The sequence below is a fragment of the Acrocarpospora phusangensis genome, assembly GCF_016862995.1.
Lineage (GTDB): Bacteria > Actinomycetota > Actinomycetes > Streptosporangiales > Streptosporangiaceae > Acrocarpospora > Acrocarpospora phusangensis.
The window spans coordinates 216,036-237,726 of sequence record NZ_BOOA01000002.1 but is presented as its reverse complement, the minus strand read 5'-3'; the positions used below and the strand labels follow the sequence as shown (position 1 = coordinate 237,726).

The following is a 21,691-nucleotide window of genomic DNA, read 5'->3' as shown; positions in this document are numbered from 1 at the left end:
CTAGCGGCCCCCCTTGCGGCGGACGGCGTTGGACAGCGCCCGGGACATCTCGCGGTTGTCCTGCTTCTCGCGCAGGGTCTGCCGCTTGTCGTAGTCCTTCTTACCGCGGGCGACGCCGACCTCGATCTTGGCCCGGCCGTCCTTGAAGTAGAGGGCGAGCGGGACCAGCGTGAGACCGCGCTCCTTGAGGGTGGCGTGGATCTTGCCGATCTCCTTGCGGTGGAGCAGCAGCTTGCGCTTGCGCCGCGCGGCGTGGTTGGTCCAGGTGCCCTGGCTGTACTCGGGGATGTAGACGTTGTACAGCCACGTCTCATGGTCCTCGACAGCGGCGTAGCCGTCGGTCAGGTTGGCCTTGCCCGCCCGGAGGGACTTGACCTCGGTGCCGGTCAGGACCAGACCGGCCTCGTAGGTGTCCTCGATGAAGTAGTCGTGGCGGGCACGCTTGTTCTGGGCGATGACCTTGCGCCCGGTCTCACGTGGCATGGCCTAGAGCCTACCGGCGCTCGTCACACACGCAGATAACGGCGGAGTGTGATGAACGAAGCCAGGATACAGATGATCACACCCACGGCCATGGTCAGCGTGATCACACCGGCCACGGTGTCCCAGCCGAGCGGCACCGCCATGTAGCTCTGGATGCCCTCGAACAGCAGCACCTTCGTGGTGATCAGCAGCACCGCCGCGAACACGCCGCCGATCAGGCCGGCGATCACGCCCTCCAGCACGAACGGCAGCTGGATGTAGACGTTGGACGCGCCGACCAGCCGCATGATGCCGGTCTCCCGGCGCCGGTTGTACGCCGACAGCCGCACCGTGTTGCCGATCAGCAGGGTGGCCGCGCCGACCATCAGGATGGCCACGCCGAGCGCCATGTACTGCAGGCGGTTCATGAACCCGAAGTAGTTCTCCAGCAGGTCACGCTCGTTGATGATGTTGGAGACGCCGGCCTGGCCCTCGATGGTGTCGATGACCGCGGGGGCCTTGTCCGGGTCCCGGAGCTTGACCCGGAACGACTCGGGCATGTCCTCGACCTTGACGATCGCGGAGAGCGTGCGGTTGTTCTCGGAGATCTTGAAGTTCTCCAGCGCCTTGGCCGCGTCCTCGAACTCGACGCTCTCGACCTCGGGCATCTCCTTGATCGTCTGCTCCAGGGCGACCTTCTGCTCCTGGCTGATCCCGGCCTTGTCCTTACAGGACTCGAAGGCCGAATCCTTCTTGCACAGGTAGACCGAGAGCTCGACCTTGTCGGTCCAGTAGCCGGTCATCGAGGAGACCTGAGAGTTGATCATCAGCCCGACGCCGAGCAGTGCCATGCCGACCGCGACGGTCACGATCACCGCGATGGTCATCGTGAGATTGCGCCGGAGCCCGATCCAGACCTCGGAGAAGATGAAATTCGCCCGCATGCTTCCTTCTTCTAGTACGCCTGGCCGTAGACACCCCGCGACTGGTCGCGGACGATCTTGCCATCCTCCAGCTCCACCACACGCTTGCGCATGGAGTCGACGATGGCCGCGTCGTGCGTGGCCATCAGCACGGTGGTGCCGGTCCTGTTGATGCGGTCGAGCACCTTCATGATGCCGATGCTCGTCGCGGGGTCGATGTTTCCGGTCGGCTCGTCGGCCAGCAGGATCATCGGACGGTTGACGAAGGCCCGCGCCATGGCGACGCGCTGCTGCTCGCCGCCGGAGAGCTCGTCGGGCATGCGGTGCGCCTTCCCCTCGAGGCCCACCAGCTCGATGACCTCGGGCACGACCTTGCGGATGAACCGCCGGGGCTTGCCGATGACCTCGAGCGCGAACGCCACGTTCTCGTAGACATTCTTGTTCGGCAGCAGCCGGAAGTCCTGGAAGACGCAGCCGATCCGGCGCCGCAGGTGCGGCACCTTGAAGTTGGAGAGGCGGGCCAGGTCCTTGCCGGCGACATGGATGGCGCCGGAGTTGGGCCGCTCCTCCTTGAGCACCAGACGGAGGAACGTGGACTTCCCCGATCCGGAGGGACCCACGAGAAACACGAACTCGCCCTTGTCCACATCGACGGAAACATGGTCGAGGGCAGGGCGGTTCTGGTTCTGGTAGACCTTGGTGACGTTATCGAAATGGATCACGGGCGCATCACGGCATGCCAGTCTAGGGGGCGAGGGACGTCCAGCCCGGAGGGCGCCGGTCTCTTTGCGCTAGATCGACGTTCCGGTTTGGCCAGAGCTCAGTCTAGGGGTAACACTGGCATGGAACGTCCATAACGGAAACAAAACGATTAGGGCATGGGTAAAGCTGCGATGAGCTGCGAACACTTGATCTGCGCCGCGTGCGCCCAACCCGTTGTCGAGGGCCGCTGCCCGGCCTGCCGCAACGCCCGAGAGAAGTTCCACCACCACGGATCCCCGCTTTTCTCCCCGGTTTTCCTGGGTCTGATGGTGGTCCTCGTCCTCGCGCTGACCGCGTTGAAGGTCTACTACTCCTGACCCGCCTCGGCCCGCCGCATCCAGCGGATCTCCCCCTCGATGAACTCGTCGAGGTCGCCGTCGAGCACCGCGGTGGGATTGCCTGCCTCCACGCCGGTCCGCAGGTCCTTGACGATCTGGTACGGGTGCAGCACGTAGTTGCGGATCTGGGTGCCCCAGGACGTGGTGGCCTCGCCGCGCAGCTCGTTCATGGCCGCGGCCTCCTCCTGGCGCTTGCGCTCCAGCAGCTTGGCCTGGAGCACGGTCATCGCCGAGGCGCGGTTCTGGAGCTGGGAGCGCTCGTTCTGGCAGGAGACCACGATCCCGGTGGGCAGGTGGGTGATGCGCACCGCCGAGTCGGTGGTGTTGACGCCCTGGCCGCCGGGGCCCGACGACCGGTACACGTCGATGCGCAGATCGTCCTCGTTGATGTCGATGTGGTCGGTCTGCTCGACCACGGGGACCACGTCCACGCCCGCGAACGAGGTCTGCCGGCGGCCCTGGTTGTCGAACGGGCTGATCCGGACCAGGCGGTGGGTGCCGTGCTCGCCGCGGAGCGTGCCGTACGCGTACGGCGCCTTGACGGTGAAGGTGGCCGACTTGATGCCCGCCTCCTCCGCGTAGGAGGTGTCGTAGACCTCCGTGGCGAAACCTTTACGCTCGGCCCAGCGCTGGTACATACGCAGCAGCATCTGCGCCCAGTCGGCCGCGTCCACGCCGCCGGCCTGGGAGTTGATCGTGATGAGCGCCTCGCGCGCGTCGTACTCCCCCGAGAGCAGGGTGCGCACCTCGAGGGCGCCGATGTCGGTGCGGAGCGAGGCCAGTTCGCGGTCGGCCTCGGCGAGGGTGTCGTCGTCGCCCTCCTCGGCCGCCAGCTGGTAGAGGACGGTGAGGTCCTCCAGCCGGCCCACGAGGCCCTCCACGCGGTTCACCTCGCCCTGGAGGTGGGAGAGGCGGCTGGTCACCTTCTGCGCGGCCTCGGGGTCGTTCCACAGGTCGGGCGCGGCGGCCTGCTCTCCCAGCTCGGCGATCTGCTTGCGCAGGGCGTCGAGGTTGAGCACGTCCTGGATGCTGTTCAGGGTGCCGGTAAGCTCGTTGATCTCTTCGGCTGGATCGATGGCTGCCACGTCTGTAAAGGGTACGCGAACACGGGACTGGCTACGATGTGGACCGGCGTCCGGAAAGGGGGAAAAGATCATGCGGCGTGCGCTCGCCCTGGTCGTGCTCGCGGCTGCCGCCGCCTCCTGCACCTCCCCGCCGGCGCAGCCGAGTCCGCCGCCGCCCAAGCCCAGCCCGGTCGCCGCCACCACCGCCGCCCCCAGCCCCACGCCCCGGCCGGTCGCCCTGACCCTGGAGGACGCTGCCGACGCGCTGCGGGAGCACCTGGCCGCCGACGACGTGGCCCGGGTGGCCGGGGACGAGCGCTGGGCGCTGGACCTGGCCAGGGACGGCCAGGACCTGCTCACGATCGCCCAGTACCGCGCCGCCGACATGAAGCCGCCGCGCTACACCTGGGGCAAACCCACCCTCATCGTCCCCCGCCAGTACGGCGACGCCCCGCTCTGGTTCGCGGCCGTGCTGGACCGCCGCCAGCGGGGCGAGGAGACCAGGAAGGCCCTGCTGGTCTTCGTCAAGCAGGGCGACCTCTGGCAGAACAGCTTCGAGTCGCTGCTGGAGGCCGACCTCCCGCCGCTCAAGCTGGACGAGGAGGGCTACGCCACCGCCCTGGACGCCCGGGACCAGAGCATCGCCATCAGCCCCTACCTGATGGGCCCGCTGCACGCCACGATCGCCGAGGAGGGCCGCGCGGGGTACGCCTCCGACCTGATCGAACCCGGCCCCCGCACGACCGGCTACTTCGCCGAGATCAAACGGAACCGGGAGTCGTTCAAGGCGGGCGGCCTGGCGTACGACTCGCTGTTCGCGCTCGCGGTCGGTTTCCCGGTGTACGCGGTGCGCACCGACGACGGGGGCGGGCTGGTTCTGTACAGCCTGACCCGGACGACGACCTGGACGGCGAAGGTGGAGAACGCCCAGGGCGGGCACCTGGAGGTGCCCGAGGAGGCCCGCTGGGCGCTCCTCTCCGCGGTGATCGTCAAGGAGCGCCGGATCCTGGAGACGCAGCAGTATGTCGGCTTCATCCCGCCGAAGGACTCCAGCGCGCCCGCCGAGGTCGTCGGCTACGACGGCCTGGTGACCAAGGCGAGCGCCACCTGAGTTCCTTCTCCCCTACTGAGGCAGGCTGCTGGACGCCACCAGCGTCCTGATCGCGCGCAGCGCGACCGAGAGGGTGGCCAGGTCGAACGTGTCGCTCTCCCAGATCTCCGACAGCGTCAGCTTGGCCCGCGCCACCGCGGCCTCGTTGGCGCCGGTCCAGCGGGCCAGCCGGTCCTCGGGCGCCAGGCCGGGGGTGCTGTGGATCAGCACGTCCCCGGTGAGGCTGGCGTGCGCCGCGTACAGGTCGTCGCGGAGGGCGGAGCGGGCCATCGAGTTCCACCGGCTGTCCCGGGGCAGGGCGATCACCCGTTCCCGCAGCCGGGCCAACTGGAGCCGGTCGGCCAGGTCGAAGTAGACCTCGGCCGCCTCGTGCACCGGCCGCTTGGTGAGCATGGCGATCTCGACCAGGTCGAACGTGGAGTAGGCCGGCACCATCCCGGCGGTCCGCTCGGCCAGGTCGGCGGGCACGCCCCTGGCGATGAACGAGTCCCGCCGCTCCTCGAAGGCGGCCAGGTCGAGCCCGGTCAGCATCTTCGGCAGGTGCGGCAGCAGCCCGTTGGCCCCGGCCGTGAAGTAGTCGGCGGTCGAGGCCAGGTCCAGCGGCGGGCGGCGGTTCTGGAGCAGCCAGCGGGTGCCGCGCTCGGACAGCTTGCGGCCCTCCAGCAGCATCAGCAGCTGGGTGTCCACGTCCACCTTGCCGTCCAGCGCCTCCACCTGCCGCTGGAAGCCGTCCAGGTCGAAGACCTCCCTGGCCACCAGGAAGGCCCGCGCGATGTCCGGCACGGACGCGCCGGTCTCCTCGCCGAACCGGAACACGACGCTCGTCCCGCCGAAGTTGACCAGGTCGTTCACCACGCCGGTGGTGATGATCTCCCGGGCCAGCGGGTGCGCGTCCATGTAGTCCCGGTACCGCTCCCGCATGTCCGTCGGGAAGTACGACACCAGCCTCCGGCGCAGCGCCGGGTCGTCCGGCAGGTCCGAGGCCAGCAGCTCCGCGTCCACCAGCAGCTTGGTGTAGGCGAGCAGGACCGCCAGCTCCGGCTGGGTGAGCCCGAGCCGCGCCTGCCGCCGCTCGGCCAGCGCCTTGTCCGACGGCAGGGACTCCAGCTTCCGGTCGAGCAGCCCGGCCCGCTCCAGCCGCCGCAGGTACCGCGCGTGGATGTGCAGCATCTCCGGCGCCTGCTTGGTGGCGGCGGCCAGCACCACGTTCTGCGCGTAGTTGTCGCGCAGCACGAGCCGGCCCACCTCGTCGGTCATGTCCAGGAAGAACTGGTCGCGCTCCTTGTCGGTCAGCGCGCCGTCCCGGACCACCTGGTTGAGGAGGATCTTGATGTTGACCTCGTGGTCGGAGGTGTCCACCCCGGCCGAGTTGTCGATGAAGTCGGTGTTGACCCGGCCGCCGCCGAGCGCGAACTCGACCCGGGCCGCCTGGGTGAAGCCCAGGTTGCCGCCCTCGCCGACCACCTTGCAGCGCAGCTCGGCCCCGTTGACCCGCAGCGCGTCGTTGGCCTTGTCGCCGACGTCGGCGTTGGCCTCGGTGCTCGCCTTGACGTACGTGCCGATGCCGCCGTTCCAGAGCAGGTCCACGGGGGCCCTGAGGATGGCGCTGATCAGGTCGTTGGGGGCCATCGCGGTGATGTCGGCGGGGATGCCGAGGGCCGCGCGGACCTGGGGCGAGATCGGGATCGACTTGGCCGTGCGCGCCCAGACGCCACCGCCCGGCGAGATCAGGGCGGGCGCGTAGTCCGCCCAGGAGCTGCGGGGCAGCTCGAACAGCCGCTGCCGTTCGGCGAAGGCGCCGGGGCCCGGATCGGGGTCCACGAAGATGTGCCGGTGGTCGAAGGCGGCGACCAGGCGGATGTGCGGGGAGAGCAGCATGCCGTTGCCGAACACGTCGCCGGACATGTCGCCGATGCCGGCCACGGTGAAGCCGGTGGACTGGATGTCCACGCCCATGGTCCGGAAGTGGTACTTCACCGACTCCCAGGCGCCGCGGGCGGTGATGCCCATGGCCTTGTGGTCGTACCCGACCGAGCCGCCGGAGGCGAAGGCGTCGCCGAGCCAGAAGCCGTACTGCTTGGCGACGTCGTTGGCGATGTCAGAGAAGGTGGCGGTGCCCTTGTCGGCGGCGACCACCAGGTAGGTGTCGTCGCCGTCGTGGCGGACCACGTCCGCGGGCGGCACGACCTGGCCGTCGACCAGGTTGTCGGTGATGTCCAGCAGGCCGGAGATGAACTGCCGGTAGCAGGCGATCCCCTCGGCGAACATCTCGTCCCGCCCGCCCGTCGGCGGATGTTTGACGACAAATCCACCTTTAGACCCAGTGGGCACGATGACGGTATTTTTCACCATCTGGGCTTTGACGAGGCCGAGGATCTCGGTCCGGAAGTCCTCCATCCGGTCCGACCACCGCAGCCCGCCCCGCGCCACCTTGCCGAAGCGCAGGTGCACGCCCTCCACCCGTGGCGAGTACACGAAGATCTCGAACTTGGGCCGCGGCTGCGGCAGCACGCTGATCGCCTGCGAGTCGAACTTCAGCGAGATGTACGGCTTGCGCCGCCCGTCCACCACCTGGAAGAAGTTGGTCCGCAGCGTCGCCGTGATCGTCTCCAGGTACGCCCGCAGGATCCGGTCCTCGTCCAGCGAGGCCACCTCGTCCAGCGACGCCAGGATCTCCTCGCGCAACGCGTCGCACAGCTCGGCCCGCACGTCCTCGCCCCGCCGGGGATCCAGCCGCGCCTCGAACAGCCGCACCAGCAGCCGCGCCAGGCGCACGTTCCCGGTCAGCACCTTCTCGATGTAGTCCTGGCTGAACGTGGTCCCGGCCTGGCGCAGGTACTTGGCGTAGGCCCGCAGGATCTCGGCCTGCTCCCAGGTCAGCCCGGCGGACAGCACCAGCGCGTTGAAGCCGTCGTTCTCCACCTGGCCGCGCCAGAGCGCCGCGAACGCGTCCTGGAAGAGCCGCTTGAACTCCTCCTGGTCCACGTCCGGCGCCGGGGTGAAGCGCAGGCCGAAGTCGTAGATCCAGGCGTCCTTGGTGGCGGGGTCGTGATCCCGATCCACCTCGTACGGACGTTCGTCGACCACCTCCACGCCCATGCGCCCCAGCAGCGGCAGCACGTACGAGAGCGAGATGGGCCGGCCCAGCCGGTAGACCTTGAACCGGCGCTCCCCCTCGGCCGCGCCGTCCGGCTCGTAGAGGTTCATGACGATCTCGCCCTCGTCACCGGACTCGGACAGCTCTTCCAGCCGTCTCAGGTCGGCGACAGCCGTACGGGGCGGGAAGTCGGCCTTGTAGCCCTCGGGGAAGGCCGCGACGTAGCGGCGGGTGAGGCGGGCGGGGTCCTCCTCGGCGCAGAGGCCGGCGATGGCGGTGGCGAGGTCGTCCTCCCAGGAGCGGGTGGTGGCCGCGATCTTGGCCTCCAGCTCCTCCACGTCCACCTCGATGGGCGGCAGCGGCGTGCCGCGCTCGCCGCGGATCACCACGTGCAGCCGGGCCAGCGCGGATTCGCCGATCATGGCGCTGTAGTCGAGGCTGACGCCGCCCAGGGCCTTCATCAGCAGGTCCTGCATGAGGAGCCGGACCTTCGTGGTGTACCGGTCCCGCGGCAGGAAGATCAGGCAGGAGATGGAGCGGCCGTAGTCGTCCCGGCGCAGGAAGAGTCTGACCTGCTTGCGCTCGCGCAGCCGGAGCACGCCCATGGCGGTCGGCAGCAGCTCCTCCACCGAGATCTGGAAGAGCTCAGACCGCGGGTAGGTCTCCAGGATCTCGATCATGTCCTTGCCGTCGTGGCTCTCCGGCGGCAGCCCGGCCCGGTCCAGCACCTCGGCCAGCTTGCGGCGCAGCACCGGGATACGGGAGATCGACTCGTTGTACGCGACATGCGTGAACAGCCCGAGGAACCGGCGCTCACCGACCACCTCGCCGTCGGCCGAGAACAGCTTCACCCCGACGTAGTCGAGGTAGGCCGGCCGGAAGACGGTCGCCCGGCTGTTGGCCTTGGTGATGATCAGGACCTGCTTCTCCCTGGCCTTGGCCCGCAGCTCGGGCGGCATGGCGGAGAAGCTGGTGGACCCGGCCTTGTCGGCGCGCAGGATGCCGAGCCCGGTGCCGGGCACGGCCGTGAGCGTGTCGTCGTCCTCCAGCCGGTACTCGCGCGAACCCAGGAACGTGAAGTGCCCATCGGCGAGCCAGCGCAGCAGCTCCAGGCTGTCCTCCACCCCGGCTGGATCTAAGGGCGGGGGGTTGTCCGCCAGATCCTCCGCGGTGGTCAGCGCCAGGGCGCGCATCTTGGTGTGGTCCTCGACCGCGTACCTGACGTCCTCCAGCACCCGGCGCAGGTCGGCTTCGAGCTGCTTGAGCACGGTGGGGTCGCTCTGCCGGTCGATCTCGATGTGCATCCAGGACTCCACCAGCACCATGCCGGTGACGTCCGCGTCCTCTTCGCCCAGCAGCCGGCCGGTCATGTCCCGCCGGACCCGCAGCTGCGGGTGGACGATCAGGTGCGTGCCGAGCTGGTGCCGGTCCAGCTCCGTGGTGACCGAGTCGAGGAGGAAGGGCATGTCGTCGGTGACGACCTGGACAACCGAATGCCCGGGGTCCCAGCCGGTCTGCTCCAGCGTGGGCGTGAACACGTGGACCATCGCCCGGCCCTGGGGCCGGTTGGCCGCCAAGCGGCGGTGGGTCAGCGCCGGGCCGCAGACGTCCCTGGGGTTCCGGTCGGCCAGATCTTCGGCCGGGACCTGGCGGTAATAGTCACGCAGGAAGCGGAGCGCCTCCTCGGGATCGCCCGCGCCGGGCGGGTGCGCGCACGTCTCCGCGGCCGTACGCAGCAGGTGGTCCATCGCCTCAGCCGTGTCGAGCGGCATGTCGCTACTCACTCCTTTGTGAGGTCGTACTCAAAGCCAGGCTCTCAGTTCCCAGAGGAGGGGGAACCGAACAGAGGGGGAAGAAGTGCAGCCTCGTCCGCCCTCTCAGATACGGTGCCCCGGAGGAGCCGCCGGTACCAGCTTTTGTCCCGATCTGTCGCTCCACCATCCGCACGTGCCGCATCCGCCACAGGGCGGTCGTCTCATCGTGCGTGAGCAGATCCTCGGCCGGCTGCCACAGGTCGTCGTACGACCCGCGATCCTTGGCCACGATCAGCAGCGCGTCCATGATCTCCGATTCGGAGACGGGCAGACCGCGCTGGGAGAGGGCGGTGAGGTAAGCATCCCACAGCGACGGCTCCGACAGCCGCCGCAACCGGGCGAGTTCGTCGTCTCGCGCGTCGTGGAGCCGGTCCGGACAGGACGGGCCCATCGCGCCACAAAGGAACGTACTGGCGTCCCGCGCCCGCTCCAGCTCGTGCAGGAGAAGTGTGAACCAGAGCTCGTAGACCTGGTGCTCAGTGATGAAGAGGAGTTCGTCACTGGCCCCCGACTGGGGATCCTGCACGTCTAGGAGCTGGGGCAGACGTAGGTACTCGCCATAGGACAGCCTCGCACCGTCCTCGCCGAAACTACGCGAGGGCGGTACGGCTCTCGCCTCGGACATCCCGAAACTCCTTCGGGGCGCACTCCCACCGGTCCCCTTTGACCGGCGACCAGGCCGCCACCGACCCGATAACATCCGAAAACCGCGCGGGCGTCAACTTAAGGTCGCACGTCAACGGCCCATTTCGGACGGACCGTAAAGCCGGGACCTCCAGCGCCCAAGGCCTTGCGGGGCCTTAGGGACGCACTCGCTGCGACGCGGACTTGACCTCATCGAGCAGGCCTGGCAACTCGCCGAACTCATCGAGTTCGATCTTGCACCGCTCACACGAGGCTAGGTGGAGTTCGAAGCCCTGAATATCTTCGGGGTCCAACACCCCGAGGGCGTATGCCGCCACGTCGTGGTGCAGAGACTCTGGAATCTCAGCAAACATGAGATTCCCCGAAGACCGCCATCAGCTGGCCACTCCCCTCTCTTTCAGGACACCGCGTAAGGCTCGCATCGCGTAGTAGAGCCTGGACTTCACCGTACCCGGTGGTATCCCCAGTATCTCTGCTGCTTCGCTTACCGTGCGGTCCCGTAAGTATGTCTGTTCTATAACTTCCCTGTGATCTGGCGACAGACCGCGCAGAGCGTCGGCGACCACGATGGCCGCCAGCGTCCTGTCCGCAGCGTCGGGGACGGCGATGCTGTCCGCCTCGGGAGGCTCTACCTCCCGCGGCCGGACACTTCGCCGGCGACGGCCGTCGATCACGATGCGGCGGGATACCGTGAGAAGCCAGGCCCACAGGAGCCCTCGTTCCCACGTTAACTTCGCCGCGTTACGCCAGGCGCGCAGGAGCGTCTCTTGAACGACGTCTTCTGCCCACTGCAGGTCGTTGCCTGTCGTCTGCCTGACCTGACGGAGCAACGGACCACCGAACTCCTGGTACAACTCCCTGATCAGACGATCATCCCGATCAGGGTCGTCGTCGGGGTCCAGACGCTCGAACCGGGTGTCGAGTTGTCGGCGCACGAGCCACATAGTGGCACCTGACTTTGTGCGATGTACACAACTCCCGTAACTCCAGTCATTTCTAACTATTTGCTGAACCCTTGCTGAGACTGCCGCGTACCTCCCTCCGAAGAGAGGAGGCGCCATGCGGTTCCGGTTCGGGGAGCTCGTGGTCTTCGGTGTTTTCCTGTTCGCGGCAGCGGTCGCCGTGATCGTGGTGGTGCCGCAGAGTCAGGCGGCGCAACAGGAAGGCTGGACCCAGACCAGGTGGGGCCCGTTGGGTCCCGCCGACAGAGATCTGCTCATCAAGGTGCGGTGGGCGGGTCTCTGGGAGATCCCCGCCGGCCGCTGGGCCCAGGAGCGTTCGACCAACGCGAAGGTCAAGGAGACCGGCGTTCACCTGATGAACGACCATGCGCAGCTCGACGAGGACGTCCGCGCGGAGGCGGCCCAACTCGGCGTCCCGCTGCCCGACGAGCCCAACCCGGACCAGCAGCGCTGGCTCGGCGAGCTCTCCAGCCGGACAGGCCCCGAGTTCGATCAGACATTCGCCGACCGGTTGCGTGCCGCGCACGGCAAGGTCTTCGCGGCGATCGCCGCGGTTCGCGCGGGCACCCGCAACGACAAGATCCGCGAGTTCGCCTCCAAGTGCAACGCGGTCGTCCTCAAGCACATGACCCTGCTTGAGGAAACGGGTCTTGTGGACTACTCGCAGCTGCCAACCCCTCAGTCTTAGCTAGTCCTACTTGCAAGAGGAGAATCCATGCGAAAACGCTCTATAGCGATCGCTGGCGTCCTGCTGGCCGGATCACTCGTGCTGCCCGTCTCGTCCAGCCCCGCGCTGGGCGCGGTAGTGGGTCCGTCCCTGGACAACTTCGTCGACATCCGCCGGGTGCCACCGGGGAGCACGGGCGTACGCGCCGGGCGCGGTTCGTTCGTGTCCCAGTGCGGCCGCAACCAGAACGGACATCGCAACTCGGACAACCACATCGTCGCGCCCGGTGTGACCAACGGCGCGCACCACGTGCACGACTATGTGGGCAACCGGACCACGAACGGGTTCTCCACTGACCAGAGCCTGGCCGCCGGCGGGACGACCTGCCGGTTCGGTGACAGGTCCGCGTACTTCTGGCCGGTCATCCGGCTCCGGCCCGACCTGCTCCAGGAACTGCGCGACGCGCAGAACCAGAACCGCAACCAGCGGAACAACCAGCAGGGCCAGAACCAGCAGAACCAGGACCAGCAGAACCAGCAGGGCCAGCAGCAGCAGAACCAGGATCAGCAGAATCAGCAGGGCCAGGACCAGGGCCAGAACCAGGGTCAGCAGCAGCTGCCGCAGGACCAGCAAGGTCAGCAGCAGCAGAACCAGCAGAACCAGCAAGGTCAGCAGCAAGGCCAGCAGGGCCAGGACCAGCAGGGTCAGCAGCAGAACCCGCAGGACCAGGGTCAGCAGCAGCAGAACCAGGGCAACGGCGATCAGAACGCCCAGAACGCGCAGGGCTTCACCGCCCAGAACGCCAACCAGCGCCGCAGCCCCGGCGGCAACAACCAGGGCAACAACCAAGGGAACAACCAGGGCAACCAGGGTAATCAGGGCAACCAGGGGAACCCGCAGCCCACGGCGACGCCCTCGCAGCAGCCCACCCAGCCGGCGCCCCCGCGGCCCGGTGAGGACGGCTCCGAGCTCGGCGGCGCCGCCGACGGCAACATCGGCCAGATCCTGACCCCCCGCTCGGTCACCCTCCAGTTCCGCGGCAACCCGTTCAGCCGGGTCGTGGCCATGCCCCGCTTCCTGCGCCTGATCACCGGCGACGCCAAGGCCTCCACCAACGGCGGCGCGAACGCGCGCGCCCAGTGGAGCTGCACCGGCTTCACCAACCGGTTCACCTCCACCCAGTACCCGCTCTGCCCCCGCGGCAGCCTGCTGGTGCGCATGCTGGACTTCCCCAGCTGCTGGGACGGCCAGAACACCGACAGCGCCAACCACCGCACCCACGTGCTGTTCCCCGGCCAGAACGGCGCCTGCCCCGCCGGCACCCGCGCCATCCCGCAGCTGCGCATGACGCTGACCTACCAGGTCCCGCAGGGTCCCTCCTTCGCGGTGGACGCGTTCCCCGAGCAGCTCCACAACCCGGTGACCGACCACGCGGACTTCCACAACGTGATGTCCACCCAGCTCATGAATGCCGTCGTTCAGTGCATCAACCGAGGCCAGCGCTGCTGACCCGGAGGTGATCCGCAGATGAGGCGAGAGATTCCGCGCGGCGGCCCCGCGCTCGTACCACCCCCCAGCACCATCCCCCAACCGGAGGAATCCGTGTCCAGACGACGGGGTCACCGTCGGCCAGAAACGCCGCTCAACCTGCAGTCCCGCCCGGCACGGATCGCATTGGGCACCTTGGTCGTGGTTGTCATCCTCGGCGCCATGCTCACCGCGAGAAACGGGCTGAGCGCCGGGATCCTCGCGGAGGCGCAGAACTTCCTGACCTTCTACGCGGGCGTGTTCTCGCTGGTCGCGCTCACCACCACGGTGGCGCTCGGACTCCTCGCCTCCGAACGTCTGTTGCTGCCCATCCCCTGGCGGGTGCGCGCCCAGCTCGTCCACCGAGCCGCCGCACTCGTCGGGGTGGGTTTCCTGGTCACCCACATCGGCATGAAGATCGCCGCCGGGCTCGTCCCGGCCTGGGGTTCGGTGCTCCCCACGACGAACCTGGCCATCGGGGCGGGCGCGATCGCGTCCGACCTGATGATCGTGGTCGTCGCGACCGGAGTGATGCGCGGCCGGTTCGCGCAGGCCGAGCGGCCCTGGCTGTGGCGGGGTCTGCACGACCTGGCCTACCTGGCCTGGCCCGTGTCGATACTGCACGGCCTGGCCGCCGGCCGCACCCCGGCGACGTGGGTGAGCTGGAGCTACATCGCCTGCCTTGTGGCAGTCGGAACCGCACTGCTGTTAAGAGTCGTCGTCTCTCTTCGCCCCGCGGCGACGATCGCCGACGACCTGGAGACCCTGCCGATGCCTGAGGTCGCACCCGCGCCTCAGTCGGTGCCTGAGCCGATCAGCATCGTGGGCCGCGAACGCACCGCCTCCAAGCTCCGGAGAGTCGTATGATCCCCTATCGCGTCTCCAAACTTCGCCGGATGGGCCCGGCCCGGTTGACCGCCGGGCTGGACGACAACCGCCGGCTGGATCTGGACACCCACTACACCGTCCACCGCCAGCTCGACGGCGAGACCGTCGACGGCCTCATCGCCATGGCCGAGGAGGTCGACCTGCGCGGCCGGGGCGGCGCCGCCTTCCCGTTCGCCAGGAAGCTCCGCGCGGTCGCGGCGCACACCCGTACCTCCGACACGGTGGTGCTGGTGAACGCCGCGGAGGGCGAGCCGGCCAGCATGAAGGACAAGATGCTGCTGACCCGCGCCCCGCACCTGGTGCTGGAGGGCGCGCTGCTGGCGGCCAGCGCGCTCGACGCGAAGGAGGTCGTGATCGCCACCCCGGCCGGGGAACTGGCCGAGGGTTCCATGCTGGCCGCCGTCGCCGAGCGCGGCCTCACCGGGTACGTCCGGGTGGTCGGCATCCAGGAGCGTTTCATCTCCGGCGAGGGCGGCGCCCTGGTCAAGGCCGTCAACGGCGAGCTGGGCATGCCGTCGGGGCGCAAGGTGCGCTCCAGCGACAGCGGCGTGAACGGCCTGCCCACGCTGCTGTCCAACACCGAGACCTTCGCCCAGCTGGCCCTCCTGGCCGAGCTGGGCCCCCAGGAGTACGCCTCCGTCGGCACTCCCCAGGAGCCCGGCACGATCCTGCTCAGCGTGAGCGGTTCGGTGGCCGCGCCCACGGTGGTGGAGTGCACGCCGGGGGTGCCGCTCGCGGCCGTACTGGACATGTGCGAGGCCAGTGTGGGCGACGGCCTGCTGGTCGGCGGTTACCACGGCAAGTGGCTGAGCGCCGCCGACGCGTACGGCGCGATCGTGTCCCGGCGGGGCATGTCCCAGTCGGGTGGCGAGCTGGGCGCGGGCATCATCGTGCCACTCGGCTCCGACACCTGCCCGCTCGGCGAGACGGTCCGGGTGGCCGCCTACCTGGCGGCGCAGTCGGCCGGGCAGTGCGGCCCGTGCCGGATGGGCCTGCCCTCGCTGGCGCGGGCGCTGGCCGAGCTGACCGTGGGCACGCCCGGCGCGCTCGACCTGGTGCAGCAGGCGGCGACGGCGGTCCGCGGCCGGGGCGCCTGCTTCCACCCGGACGGCACGTCCAGGTTCGTGCTCTCCGCGCTGGACGCCTTCGCCGACGACGTGGAGGAGCACCGGCTCAACGGCACCTGCGGGCGGCCGACCAAGGAGGTCCTGCCGCTGCCCATCGCGGACGCCTCCGACGTGCGGCTGGTGGTCGACTGGACCCGCTGCCAGGGCCACGGCCTGTGCGCGCACCTCGTGCCCGAACTGGTCAAGCTCGACCACCACGGCTACCCGGTGTTCATCGACACTCCGGTGCCGTCGTGGGCGAAGAGTGAGGCGCAGCGCGCGGTGGAGATGTGCCCAGCACTGGCGTTGCGGATCGGCACGCGGTGATCTGGTGACCCAGGTCACCTGATTGTCACCAACTTCGCCGGCATATCGCGCGTCTCACGAGGTAGTCGTGACTTCGGGGAGTGATCATGCCGACTTCTGGGCACCCTTCCGCCTCTCTCGGGCGGCGGGGATTTCTGGCGTTGGCTCCGGCCGGCCTCACGCTGGCCGGGGTCCAGGCGCCTGACTGGCGCGCGCTGGCCCGCGGACTCGACGGCAGTCTGGTACGGCCCGGCGACGCCACCTACGACCGCGCCCGCCGCCTGTTCAACCCGGCCTACGACAAGATCCGGCCGGCCGCGGTGGCGTACTGCGCGACCCCGGCGGACGTGGCCGAATGCGTGGCCTTCGCGCGCCGCTACAACGTGCCCGTCACCTCGCGTTCCGGCGGGCACAGCTACGGGGGCTACTCCACCGGCACCGGCCTGGTGGTGGACGTGTCCCGGCTCTCCTCGATCCGGCACAGCGCGGGCCTGGCCACCATCGGCGCGGGCGCCAAACTGGTGGACGTCTACGCGAAACTCAGCAAGCTCGGCGTCAGCATCCCGGCCGGCACCTGCCCGACCGTCGGCATCGCCGGGCTCACCCTGGGCGGCGGCCTCGGCGTCGTCTCCCGGCGGTACGGGCTCACCTGCGACGTGCTCACCGAAGTCGACATGGTCACCGCCGACGGCCGCCGGATCACATGTTCGCCGTCCAGCCATCCGGACCTGTTCTGGGCGTCTCGCGGCGGCGGTGGGGGAAATTTCGGCATCGCGACGTCTTTCACCTTCCGAAGTCACGGGACGCGGGAGGTGACGGTGTTCTTCCTGCACTGGCCGTGGGCGAAGGCGGGGGCGGTCCTGCGGGCCTGGCAGAAGTGGGCGCCGTCGGCTCCGGACGGGTTGTGGTCGAACCTGCATCTGAGTCGTGATCCGTCGCCGGATGTGACCGTGGGCGGGCTCTATCTGGGGTCCAAGGCGGGGTGCGAGAAGCAGTTACAGATGCTGGCGGATCGGGTGGGGAGTGATCCGTCCAGCCGGTATGTGCGGCATGTGCCGTACCAGCAGGCCATGATGATCATGGCGGGCTGCTCGTCGTACTCGGTGTCGGAGTGCCACCGGCCTGGGTCCTTACCCGGCGAGACGGCGAACGGCAAGCTCGTGCGTGACACCTTCAGCGCCAAATCGCACATCGCGTACGCACCACTCGGAGACGCCGGAATCCGCGCCCTGGTGGCCCAAGTGGCCAGGCCCGGCCGCCACACCGTCCTTCTGGACGCCCTCGGCGGCGCCATCGCCCGCGTCCGCCCCGACGCGACCGCCTTCCCCCACCGGAAAGCCCTCTACAGCGTCCAGTACTACGCCCACTTCGACGGCGCCCGCGCCTGGGCCCGCGCCGCCCACACAGCGATGCGCACGTACTTCGGCGACCACGCCTACGTCAACTACATCGACCCCGACCTCAAGGGCTTCCTCGGCCAGTACTACGGACCCAACGCCCCCCGCCTCGTCCGCACCAAGTCCCAGTACGACCCGACCGGCTTATTCCACCTCCCCCAGGGCCTCTGACCAGGATCGGGTGAACCAGAATCGGGCCCTTTTCGGGCCAGGAGTGGCCTCGGAAGCGGCCATTCCGCGCGCCTACTTTTTCGGGACTCGAAGCACTTCGTCTCGAAGGAGTACCACCATGATCCGTACCCGTCGTATCGCCCTCGGCGTCGCCGCCCTGGCCGCCGGCGCCACCGTCCTCACCGTCTCCTCCCCCGCGCACGCCCTGGCCGGCTGGGGCGGCACGCTCACGCCCGGCAGCGTCGCCTGCGTCGGCCAGTACGCCGCCACCAAGGTCCAGGGTGACGGCACGGCCACCAACGACGGCGCCAAGTTCTTCATCTACAAGAACGGCGTGCTGGTGTTCACCACCGGCGGCCGGGTGCCGTACTTCCTGAAGGCGCTGACCGCGACCAGCAGCCCGGCCTTCCCCGGCCCGGACGCCTACACCGTCTGCGCCAAGAACACCGGTGCCACCAACACGCTGGTGAACATGCACATCGCCACCGACGGCGAGGTGTGACGGGTCTGACCCGCTCCTCGGTGTCCCCGGCCCTCTCCGGGGACACCTCCGGGAGGGTCAGTGCAGGCGCTGCCAGAGGAGTTCGGTGAAGCGGGACTCGGCGAGTGCGAGATGGCGGCGGTAGGTGGTTGTGGGTAATCCGAGGAGCGCGGCCGCGTCCGCCTGGGTTCTGGCTGGGCGGAGGAACGTGTGGTGCAGCGCGCGGTGGGCTTTCAGGTCGCGTGGTGAGGCGGCCAGTTGCGCGGCGACGTCCTCGAAGAGTGCGCGCAGTTCGCGTTCGCCCAGGTCGAGCGCGCTGAGCAGGGGTGAGTCACGGAGCCCGTCGGCCTTGCCGTACGCGCGGAGGGCTTCGCGGACGGCCTGGCCGAACTCCTCCTCGCCGAGCGTACGCCGCGCCGCGGGAGCAGCCTCGATCAGCGCGTCCCGCTCGGCGAGCCGCGCCACCCAGGCCAGCGGCGGCACCTGCCGCCAGTCATGACAGAACACCGCGAAGGTGTGGTCGCCCACCGTGAAGTCGGCGGCGGCCAGCCGCGCGAAGTCCACATACGCGCAACCCTCCGCCCACGGTTCCGGCGTCGCGAACGTCAGCAGCGTACGATCCGGGCAGTCCCCGGTCAGATACGACCGGAACAGATGCGTGGTGATGAACAGCTGCACCGGAGACGGCTCCTGGTAGCACCGCCCATCCATCCAGAACCGGACCATCCGGACCCGGCCCGGCTCCAGATCGCGCGTGGCCGGATCCTCCGGATCGGGAACAGCGTCGATCATCAGGTAGAAGCCGACGGCCGCGCCGTCCTGCCCCCTGATCACGGTCGCGTCATGCCGTGCCAGCCATCGCTCACACAACCGCGCCGACTCGTCCCCCTCGTGCTTGCGCACCCACGACACGATCGTCCCCAGCTCCGCACGCGTGGGCCGATCCGCGCTCAAGCCGCTGGTCTGCGGATAACCCACCACGAAGGGCCCCAACGCGGAGGTGTCCCGATGCAGGTAGACGAAGTCCAGCAGAACCGAATGCCGGGACGGTTCGGTGAACTGCCTCCGGTAGTAGGCGGCGGCACGACGGCGAATCCGCTCACAGCCGTCCGGATCGCGCCAGCCGAGCTCGGCAGCCAGGGCGTCTCGCGCCAGATCGTGCGGGAACAGACCGCGAGAGCCGTACTCGACGATGGACAGTCCGCGCAGCCACCCGAACAGTTCGCCGGCGTCGTCGAGGCCGAGCAGAGCTTCGAGCAGAGGTTCCGTAGTCGCCAGGACCTGGGCGCACGCCTCCAGCGCCTGCCGATGCAGCGGACTGGGCACGGTGTCGACGAAACCGCGCAGGAGCTCGCCCATGACCTCGTGAGCGGAACCGGCGGAGAACCTGCGCTGGGCGGAGACATCCGCGACCAGGGCGAGCGCGAGCGGATGCCCGCGGGTGAACTCCAGCGCGGCCTCGCGCTCCTCCTCGGGAACGCCGCGGACGGCCAGCAGCCGCAGGCCGTCCTCATGACCGAGGTTGCCAAGCGGGAGCACCCGTACCAGCTCACGCCACCCGGGATCGGCCCGCCAGATCGGCGCGGGACGGTCCCGCCCGGCGATGACCACGGCGGCATCGGCGGGCAACCGGGGCAGAACCTCCCGGCGCAGCCACCGGTCCAGGCCCGGAACCCGCTCCACCGTGTCGACCAGGAGCACCAGCCCATCCGCGTCGAGATCCAGCTCGTCAAGCCCCTCCACACCGTCCAGTTCGTGACCGTCCAGCCACACCATCGGACGCTCGGCGCGAGCGGCCAACCAGGCATACCGATGCAGAAGCGCCGTCTTGCCGACACCGCCCGCGCCGTGCACGAGCAGGACCCGGGCCACGCCGTCCGGATCGAGCAGATCGTGGAAGGCCGCCAGCTCGCGCTGCCGGCCCACGAAACCCCGCTGACGCGCTGCGTCCAGCCGATCACCCAGGCGTGTGGACATGACACCTCACATGGTCGCGATGTGAAGTGTCCGTCACTTAAAGCGATATTTCTAGGGAATCGGCAGGAAGTGGTCTAGCACCTCGGGATTGGCCATCGCGTCCCGATTGGCGGCCTTCTCGACGGGCACGCCGAGCAGGATCTTCCGGACCGGCACCTCCAGCTTCTTGCCGGAGAGCGTACGCGGAATGCCCGGCACCTCGATGATCTCGTCGGGAACGTGACGGGGGGAGAGTTCGGCCCTGAGAGTGGTACGCAGGCGCGTGACCAGGGTCTCCTCCAGACTCGACCCCTCGGCCAGGGCGACGTAGAGGAGCAGACGGCCCTCCTGTCCGAGCTGACCAGTGTCGATCACCAGGCTGTCGGCCACCTCCTCGAACCGCTCGACCACCCGGTAGAACTCACTGGTGCCCATGCGCACCCCACCCCGGTTCAGGGTCGAGTCCGACCGCCCATAGATCACACAACCGCCGTCCGGCTGGATCTTGATCCAGTCACCATGCCGCCAGACGCCCGGATAGTCCGCGAAGTACGAGTCGTGGTACCGAGAGCCATCCGGGTCGTTCCAGAACATGACCGGCATCGACGGCATCGGCTGGGTGAGAACCAGCTCACCCACTTCACCCAGAACCGAACGGCCCTCCGGGTCGTACGACTCGACCCGGGCACCCAGACAGCGGCACGGGATCACACCCGCCCGAACCGGAAGCAGCGGAACGGCCCCCACGAAACCGGTGCAGACGTCGGTACCGCCAGAGAACGACCCGAGCTGCACGTCCGGCTTGACGTGGGAGTAGACGTAGGCGAAACCCTCCGGCGGCAGCGGCGACCCGGTCGAGCCGAGCCCCCGCAGCCGGTCCAGGCCGTGCGGCTTCACCCCGGCCTTCATCGACGCCACGATGTACGGCGCGCCGGTCCCGAAATACGTCACTCCCTCCTCGGCGGTGACATTCCAGAGGGCATCGGTAGCGGGATGGGCGGCGGAGCCGTCGTACAGGACCACGGTTGAGCCGACGAGCAGGCCGCCGATCAGGAAGTTCCACATCATCCAGCCGGTCGTCGTGTACCAGAAGAACACGTCGTCGGAGCCGAGGTCCTGGTGGAAGGAGAGCGCTTTGAGGTGTTCGAGCACGATCCCGCCGTGCCCGTGCACAATCGGTTTGGGCAGGCCGGTGGTGCCCGAGGAGTACAGAATCCAGAGCGGATGCCCGAACGGCACCCGATCGAACTCCGGCTCCGCCTCCTCGCCCCTGAGCTCCTCCCACGACACAGCCCCATCAATCCCGTTCTGGTACGGAATGCGCACGGTCGCCGCCAGCGACGGAAGGGTGGCTGCGATGTCCTGGACGACGTTCCTGCGGTCGAAGCTCTTGCCGCCGTAGCGGTAGCCGTCCACGGCGAAGAGGACCTTGGGCTCGATCTGCGTGAAACGGTCGATGACACTGGGAGCGCCGAAGTCGGGCGAACACGACGACCAGATCGCACCCAGGGAGGCGGTGGCCAGGAAGGCGATCAGCGCCTCGGGGATATTCGGGACGTATGCGGCAACGCGATCGCCCCGGGTGACACCCAGCCGCACCAGACCGGCCCGGACCCGCCCCACCTCGGCACGCAACTCGCCGACCGTGTACGTCCGCCGGTTCCCCGCTTCATCCCGAAAAATCACGCTTAAGCGGGCGGGGTCGCCGCGGAGGGCGTTCTCGGCGTAGTTGATCGTCGAGCCCTCGAACCAGCGGGCGTCGGGCATCTCGCCGGTGACGACCGGGCCGTCCCCCCGCTCGCCCGCCACCGCGAAGTAGTCCCAGATCGCGGTCCAGAACTCCGCGGGAGAGTCCACGGACCATTGCCATATGTCGTGATACTCACCTGGCCGTCCCAGCCACTCCTGGAAACGAGTGATCTTCGCGGACCGGATGATCTCGGGGGTGGGTTCCCAGAGCAGAGCGCCTTCCTCAACCATGCCCCCATCCTGCCCCCCGCCCGTAGGCGATCCA

18 protein-coding genes are annotated in these 21,691 nt (G+C 68.7%); 8 read left to right on the top strand and 10 right to left on the bottom strand.

Features of this window, described 5'->3' with window-relative positions; genetic code table 11:
- Genes smpB through ftsE form a run of 3 tightly spaced genes read right to left on the bottom strand, consistent with a single transcriptional unit; the run spans position 1 to position 2,107 of the window.
- Positions 1 to 483, bottom strand: coding sequence for an SsrA-binding protein SmpB (smpB, locus tag Aph01nite_RS02160; protein WP_204038972.1), 483 nt, complete (start codon positions 481 to 483; stop codon positions 1 to 3).
- A 23-nt stretch (positions 484 to 506) separates the two neighbouring features.
- Positions 507 to 1,406 carry a permease-like cell division protein FtsX gene (ftsX, locus tag Aph01nite_RS02155; RefSeq protein WP_204038971.1) on the bottom strand — a complete coding sequence of 300 codons (900 nt, stop codon included), beginning with the start codon at positions 1,404 to 1,406 and terminating at the stop codon, positions 507 to 509.
- 11 nt (positions 1,407 to 1,417) lie between these two features.
- A complete protein-coding gene (gene ftsE, locus Aph01nite_RS02150) occupies positions 1,418 to 2,107 on the bottom strand; it encodes a cell division ATP-binding protein FtsE (RefSeq protein WP_204038970.1) in 690 nt (229 codons plus the stop codon).
- Positions 2,108 to 2,263: 156 nt separating this feature from the next.
- On the opposite strand from ftsE, the gene Aph01nite_RS02145 reads away from it, so the two are divergent.
- Positions 2,264 to 2,464 (top strand): hypothetical protein, encoded by a 201-nt coding sequence (locus Aph01nite_RS02145; RefSeq protein WP_239161330.1) that lies wholly within the window; start codon positions 2,264 to 2,266, stop codon positions 2,462 to 2,464.
- Here the strand turns inward: Aph01nite_RS02145 and prfB are convergent.
- A complete protein-coding gene (gene prfB, locus Aph01nite_RS02140; protein ID WP_204038969.1) occupies positions 2,455 to 3,570 on the bottom strand; it encodes a peptide chain release factor 2 in 1,116 nt (371 codons plus the stop codon). The two genes, Aph01nite_RS02145 and prfB, sit on opposite strands and share 10 nt — an antisense overlap.
- A gap of 70 nt (positions 3,571 to 3,640) precedes the next feature.
- On the opposite strand from prfB, the gene Aph01nite_RS02135 reads away from it, so the two are divergent.
- Complete coding sequence (locus Aph01nite_RS02135; RefSeq protein WP_204038968.1) at positions 3,641 to 4,660, top strand: DUF8094 domain-containing protein; 1,020 nt, start codon at positions 3,641 to 3,643, stop codon at positions 4,658 to 4,660.
- A gap of 12 nt (positions 4,661 to 4,672) precedes the next feature.
- Here the strand turns inward: Aph01nite_RS02135 and Aph01nite_RS02130 are convergent, their stop codons facing one another.
- The 4 genes from Aph01nite_RS02130 to Aph01nite_RS02115 all read right to left on the bottom strand — a co-directional run bounded on the left by Aph01nite_RS02130 (position 4,673) and on the right by Aph01nite_RS02115 (position 11,160).
- A complete protein-coding gene (locus tag Aph01nite_RS02130; protein ID WP_204038967.1) occupies positions 4,673 to 9,529 on the bottom strand; it encodes an NAD-glutamate dehydrogenase in 4,857 nt (1,618 codons plus the stop codon).
- A 4-nt stretch (positions 9,530 to 9,533) separates the two neighbouring features.
- Complete coding sequence (locus tag Aph01nite_RS02125; RefSeq protein ID WP_204038966.1) at positions 9,534 to 10,196, bottom strand: tryptophan 2,3-dioxygenase family protein; 663 nt, start codon at positions 10,194 to 10,196, stop codon at positions 9,534 to 9,536.
- Between the two features lie 175 nt (positions 10,197 to 10,371).
- The gene (locus Aph01nite_RS02120) at positions 10,372 to 10,569 is read right to left on the bottom strand and encodes an anti-sigma factor family protein (protein WP_204038965.1); all 198 of its coding nucleotides are present in this window, start codon (positions 10,567 to 10,569) and stop codon (positions 10,372 to 10,374) included.
- 21 nt (positions 10,570 to 10,590) lie between these two features.
- Positions 10,591 to 11,160 carry a sigma-70 family RNA polymerase sigma factor gene (locus tag Aph01nite_RS02115; protein WP_204038964.1) on the bottom strand — a complete coding sequence of 190 codons (570 nt, stop codon included), beginning with the start codon at positions 11,158 to 11,160 and terminating at the stop codon, positions 10,591 to 10,593.
- A gap of 115 nt (positions 11,161 to 11,275) precedes the next feature.
- Here Aph01nite_RS02115 and Aph01nite_RS02110 point away from each other — a divergent pair, with 115 nt between their 5' ends.
- From Aph01nite_RS02110 to Aph01nite_RS02085, 6 genes are all read left to right on the top strand, one after another.
- Positions 11,276 to 11,866, top strand: a complete 591-nt coding sequence (locus tag Aph01nite_RS02110; protein WP_204038963.1) for a DUF4142 domain-containing protein — start codon at positions 11,276 to 11,278, stop codon at positions 11,864 to 11,866.
- Positions 11,867 to 11,893: 27 nt separating this feature from the next.
- On the top strand, positions 11,894 to 13,354 hold the full coding sequence (locus tag Aph01nite_RS02105) for a DUF1996 domain-containing protein (RefSeq protein WP_239161329.1): 1,461 nt from the start codon (positions 11,894 to 11,896) through the stop codon (positions 13,352 to 13,354).
- Between the two features lie 201 nt (positions 13,355 to 13,555).
- Positions 13,556 to 14,239, top strand: coding sequence for a hypothetical protein (locus Aph01nite_RS02100; RefSeq protein ID WP_204038962.1), 684 nt, complete (start codon positions 13,556 to 13,558; stop codon positions 14,237 to 14,239).
- Positions 14,236 to 15,693 (top strand): NADH-quinone oxidoreductase subunit NuoF family protein, encoded by a 1,458-nt coding sequence (locus Aph01nite_RS02095; RefSeq protein ID WP_239161328.1) that lies wholly within the window; start codon positions 14,236 to 14,238, stop codon positions 15,691 to 15,693. The genes Aph01nite_RS02100 and Aph01nite_RS02095 overlap by 4 nt, the downstream gene beginning before the upstream one ends.
- A gap of 86 nt (positions 15,694 to 15,779) precedes the next feature.
- Positions 15,780 to 17,240, top strand: a complete 1,461-nt coding sequence (locus Aph01nite_RS02090) for an FAD-binding oxidoreductase (RefSeq protein WP_204038961.1) — start codon at positions 15,780 to 15,782, stop codon at positions 17,238 to 17,240.
- Between the two features lie 118 nt (positions 17,241 to 17,358).
- The gene (locus Aph01nite_RS02085) at positions 17,359 to 17,742 is read left to right on the top strand and encodes a hypothetical protein (protein ID WP_204038960.1); all 384 of its coding nucleotides are present in this window, start codon (positions 17,359 to 17,361) and stop codon (positions 17,740 to 17,742) included.
- A gap of 57 nt (positions 17,743 to 17,799) precedes the next feature.
- Here Aph01nite_RS02085 and Aph01nite_RS02080 read toward each other — a convergent pair whose 3' ends face one another.
- The gene (locus Aph01nite_RS02080; protein WP_204038959.1) at positions 17,800 to 19,698 is read right to left on the bottom strand and encodes an AAA family ATPase; all 1,899 of its coding nucleotides are present in this window, start codon (positions 19,696 to 19,698) and stop codon (positions 17,800 to 17,802) included.
- A gap of 51 nt (positions 19,699 to 19,749) precedes the next feature.
- Positions 19,750 to 21,657 carry an acetoacetate--CoA ligase gene (locus tag Aph01nite_RS02075; RefSeq protein ID WP_204038958.1) on the bottom strand — a complete coding sequence of 636 codons (1,908 nt, stop codon included), beginning with the start codon at positions 21,655 to 21,657 and terminating at the stop codon, positions 19,750 to 19,752.
- Positions 21,658 to 21,691 lie beyond the last annotated feature (34 nt).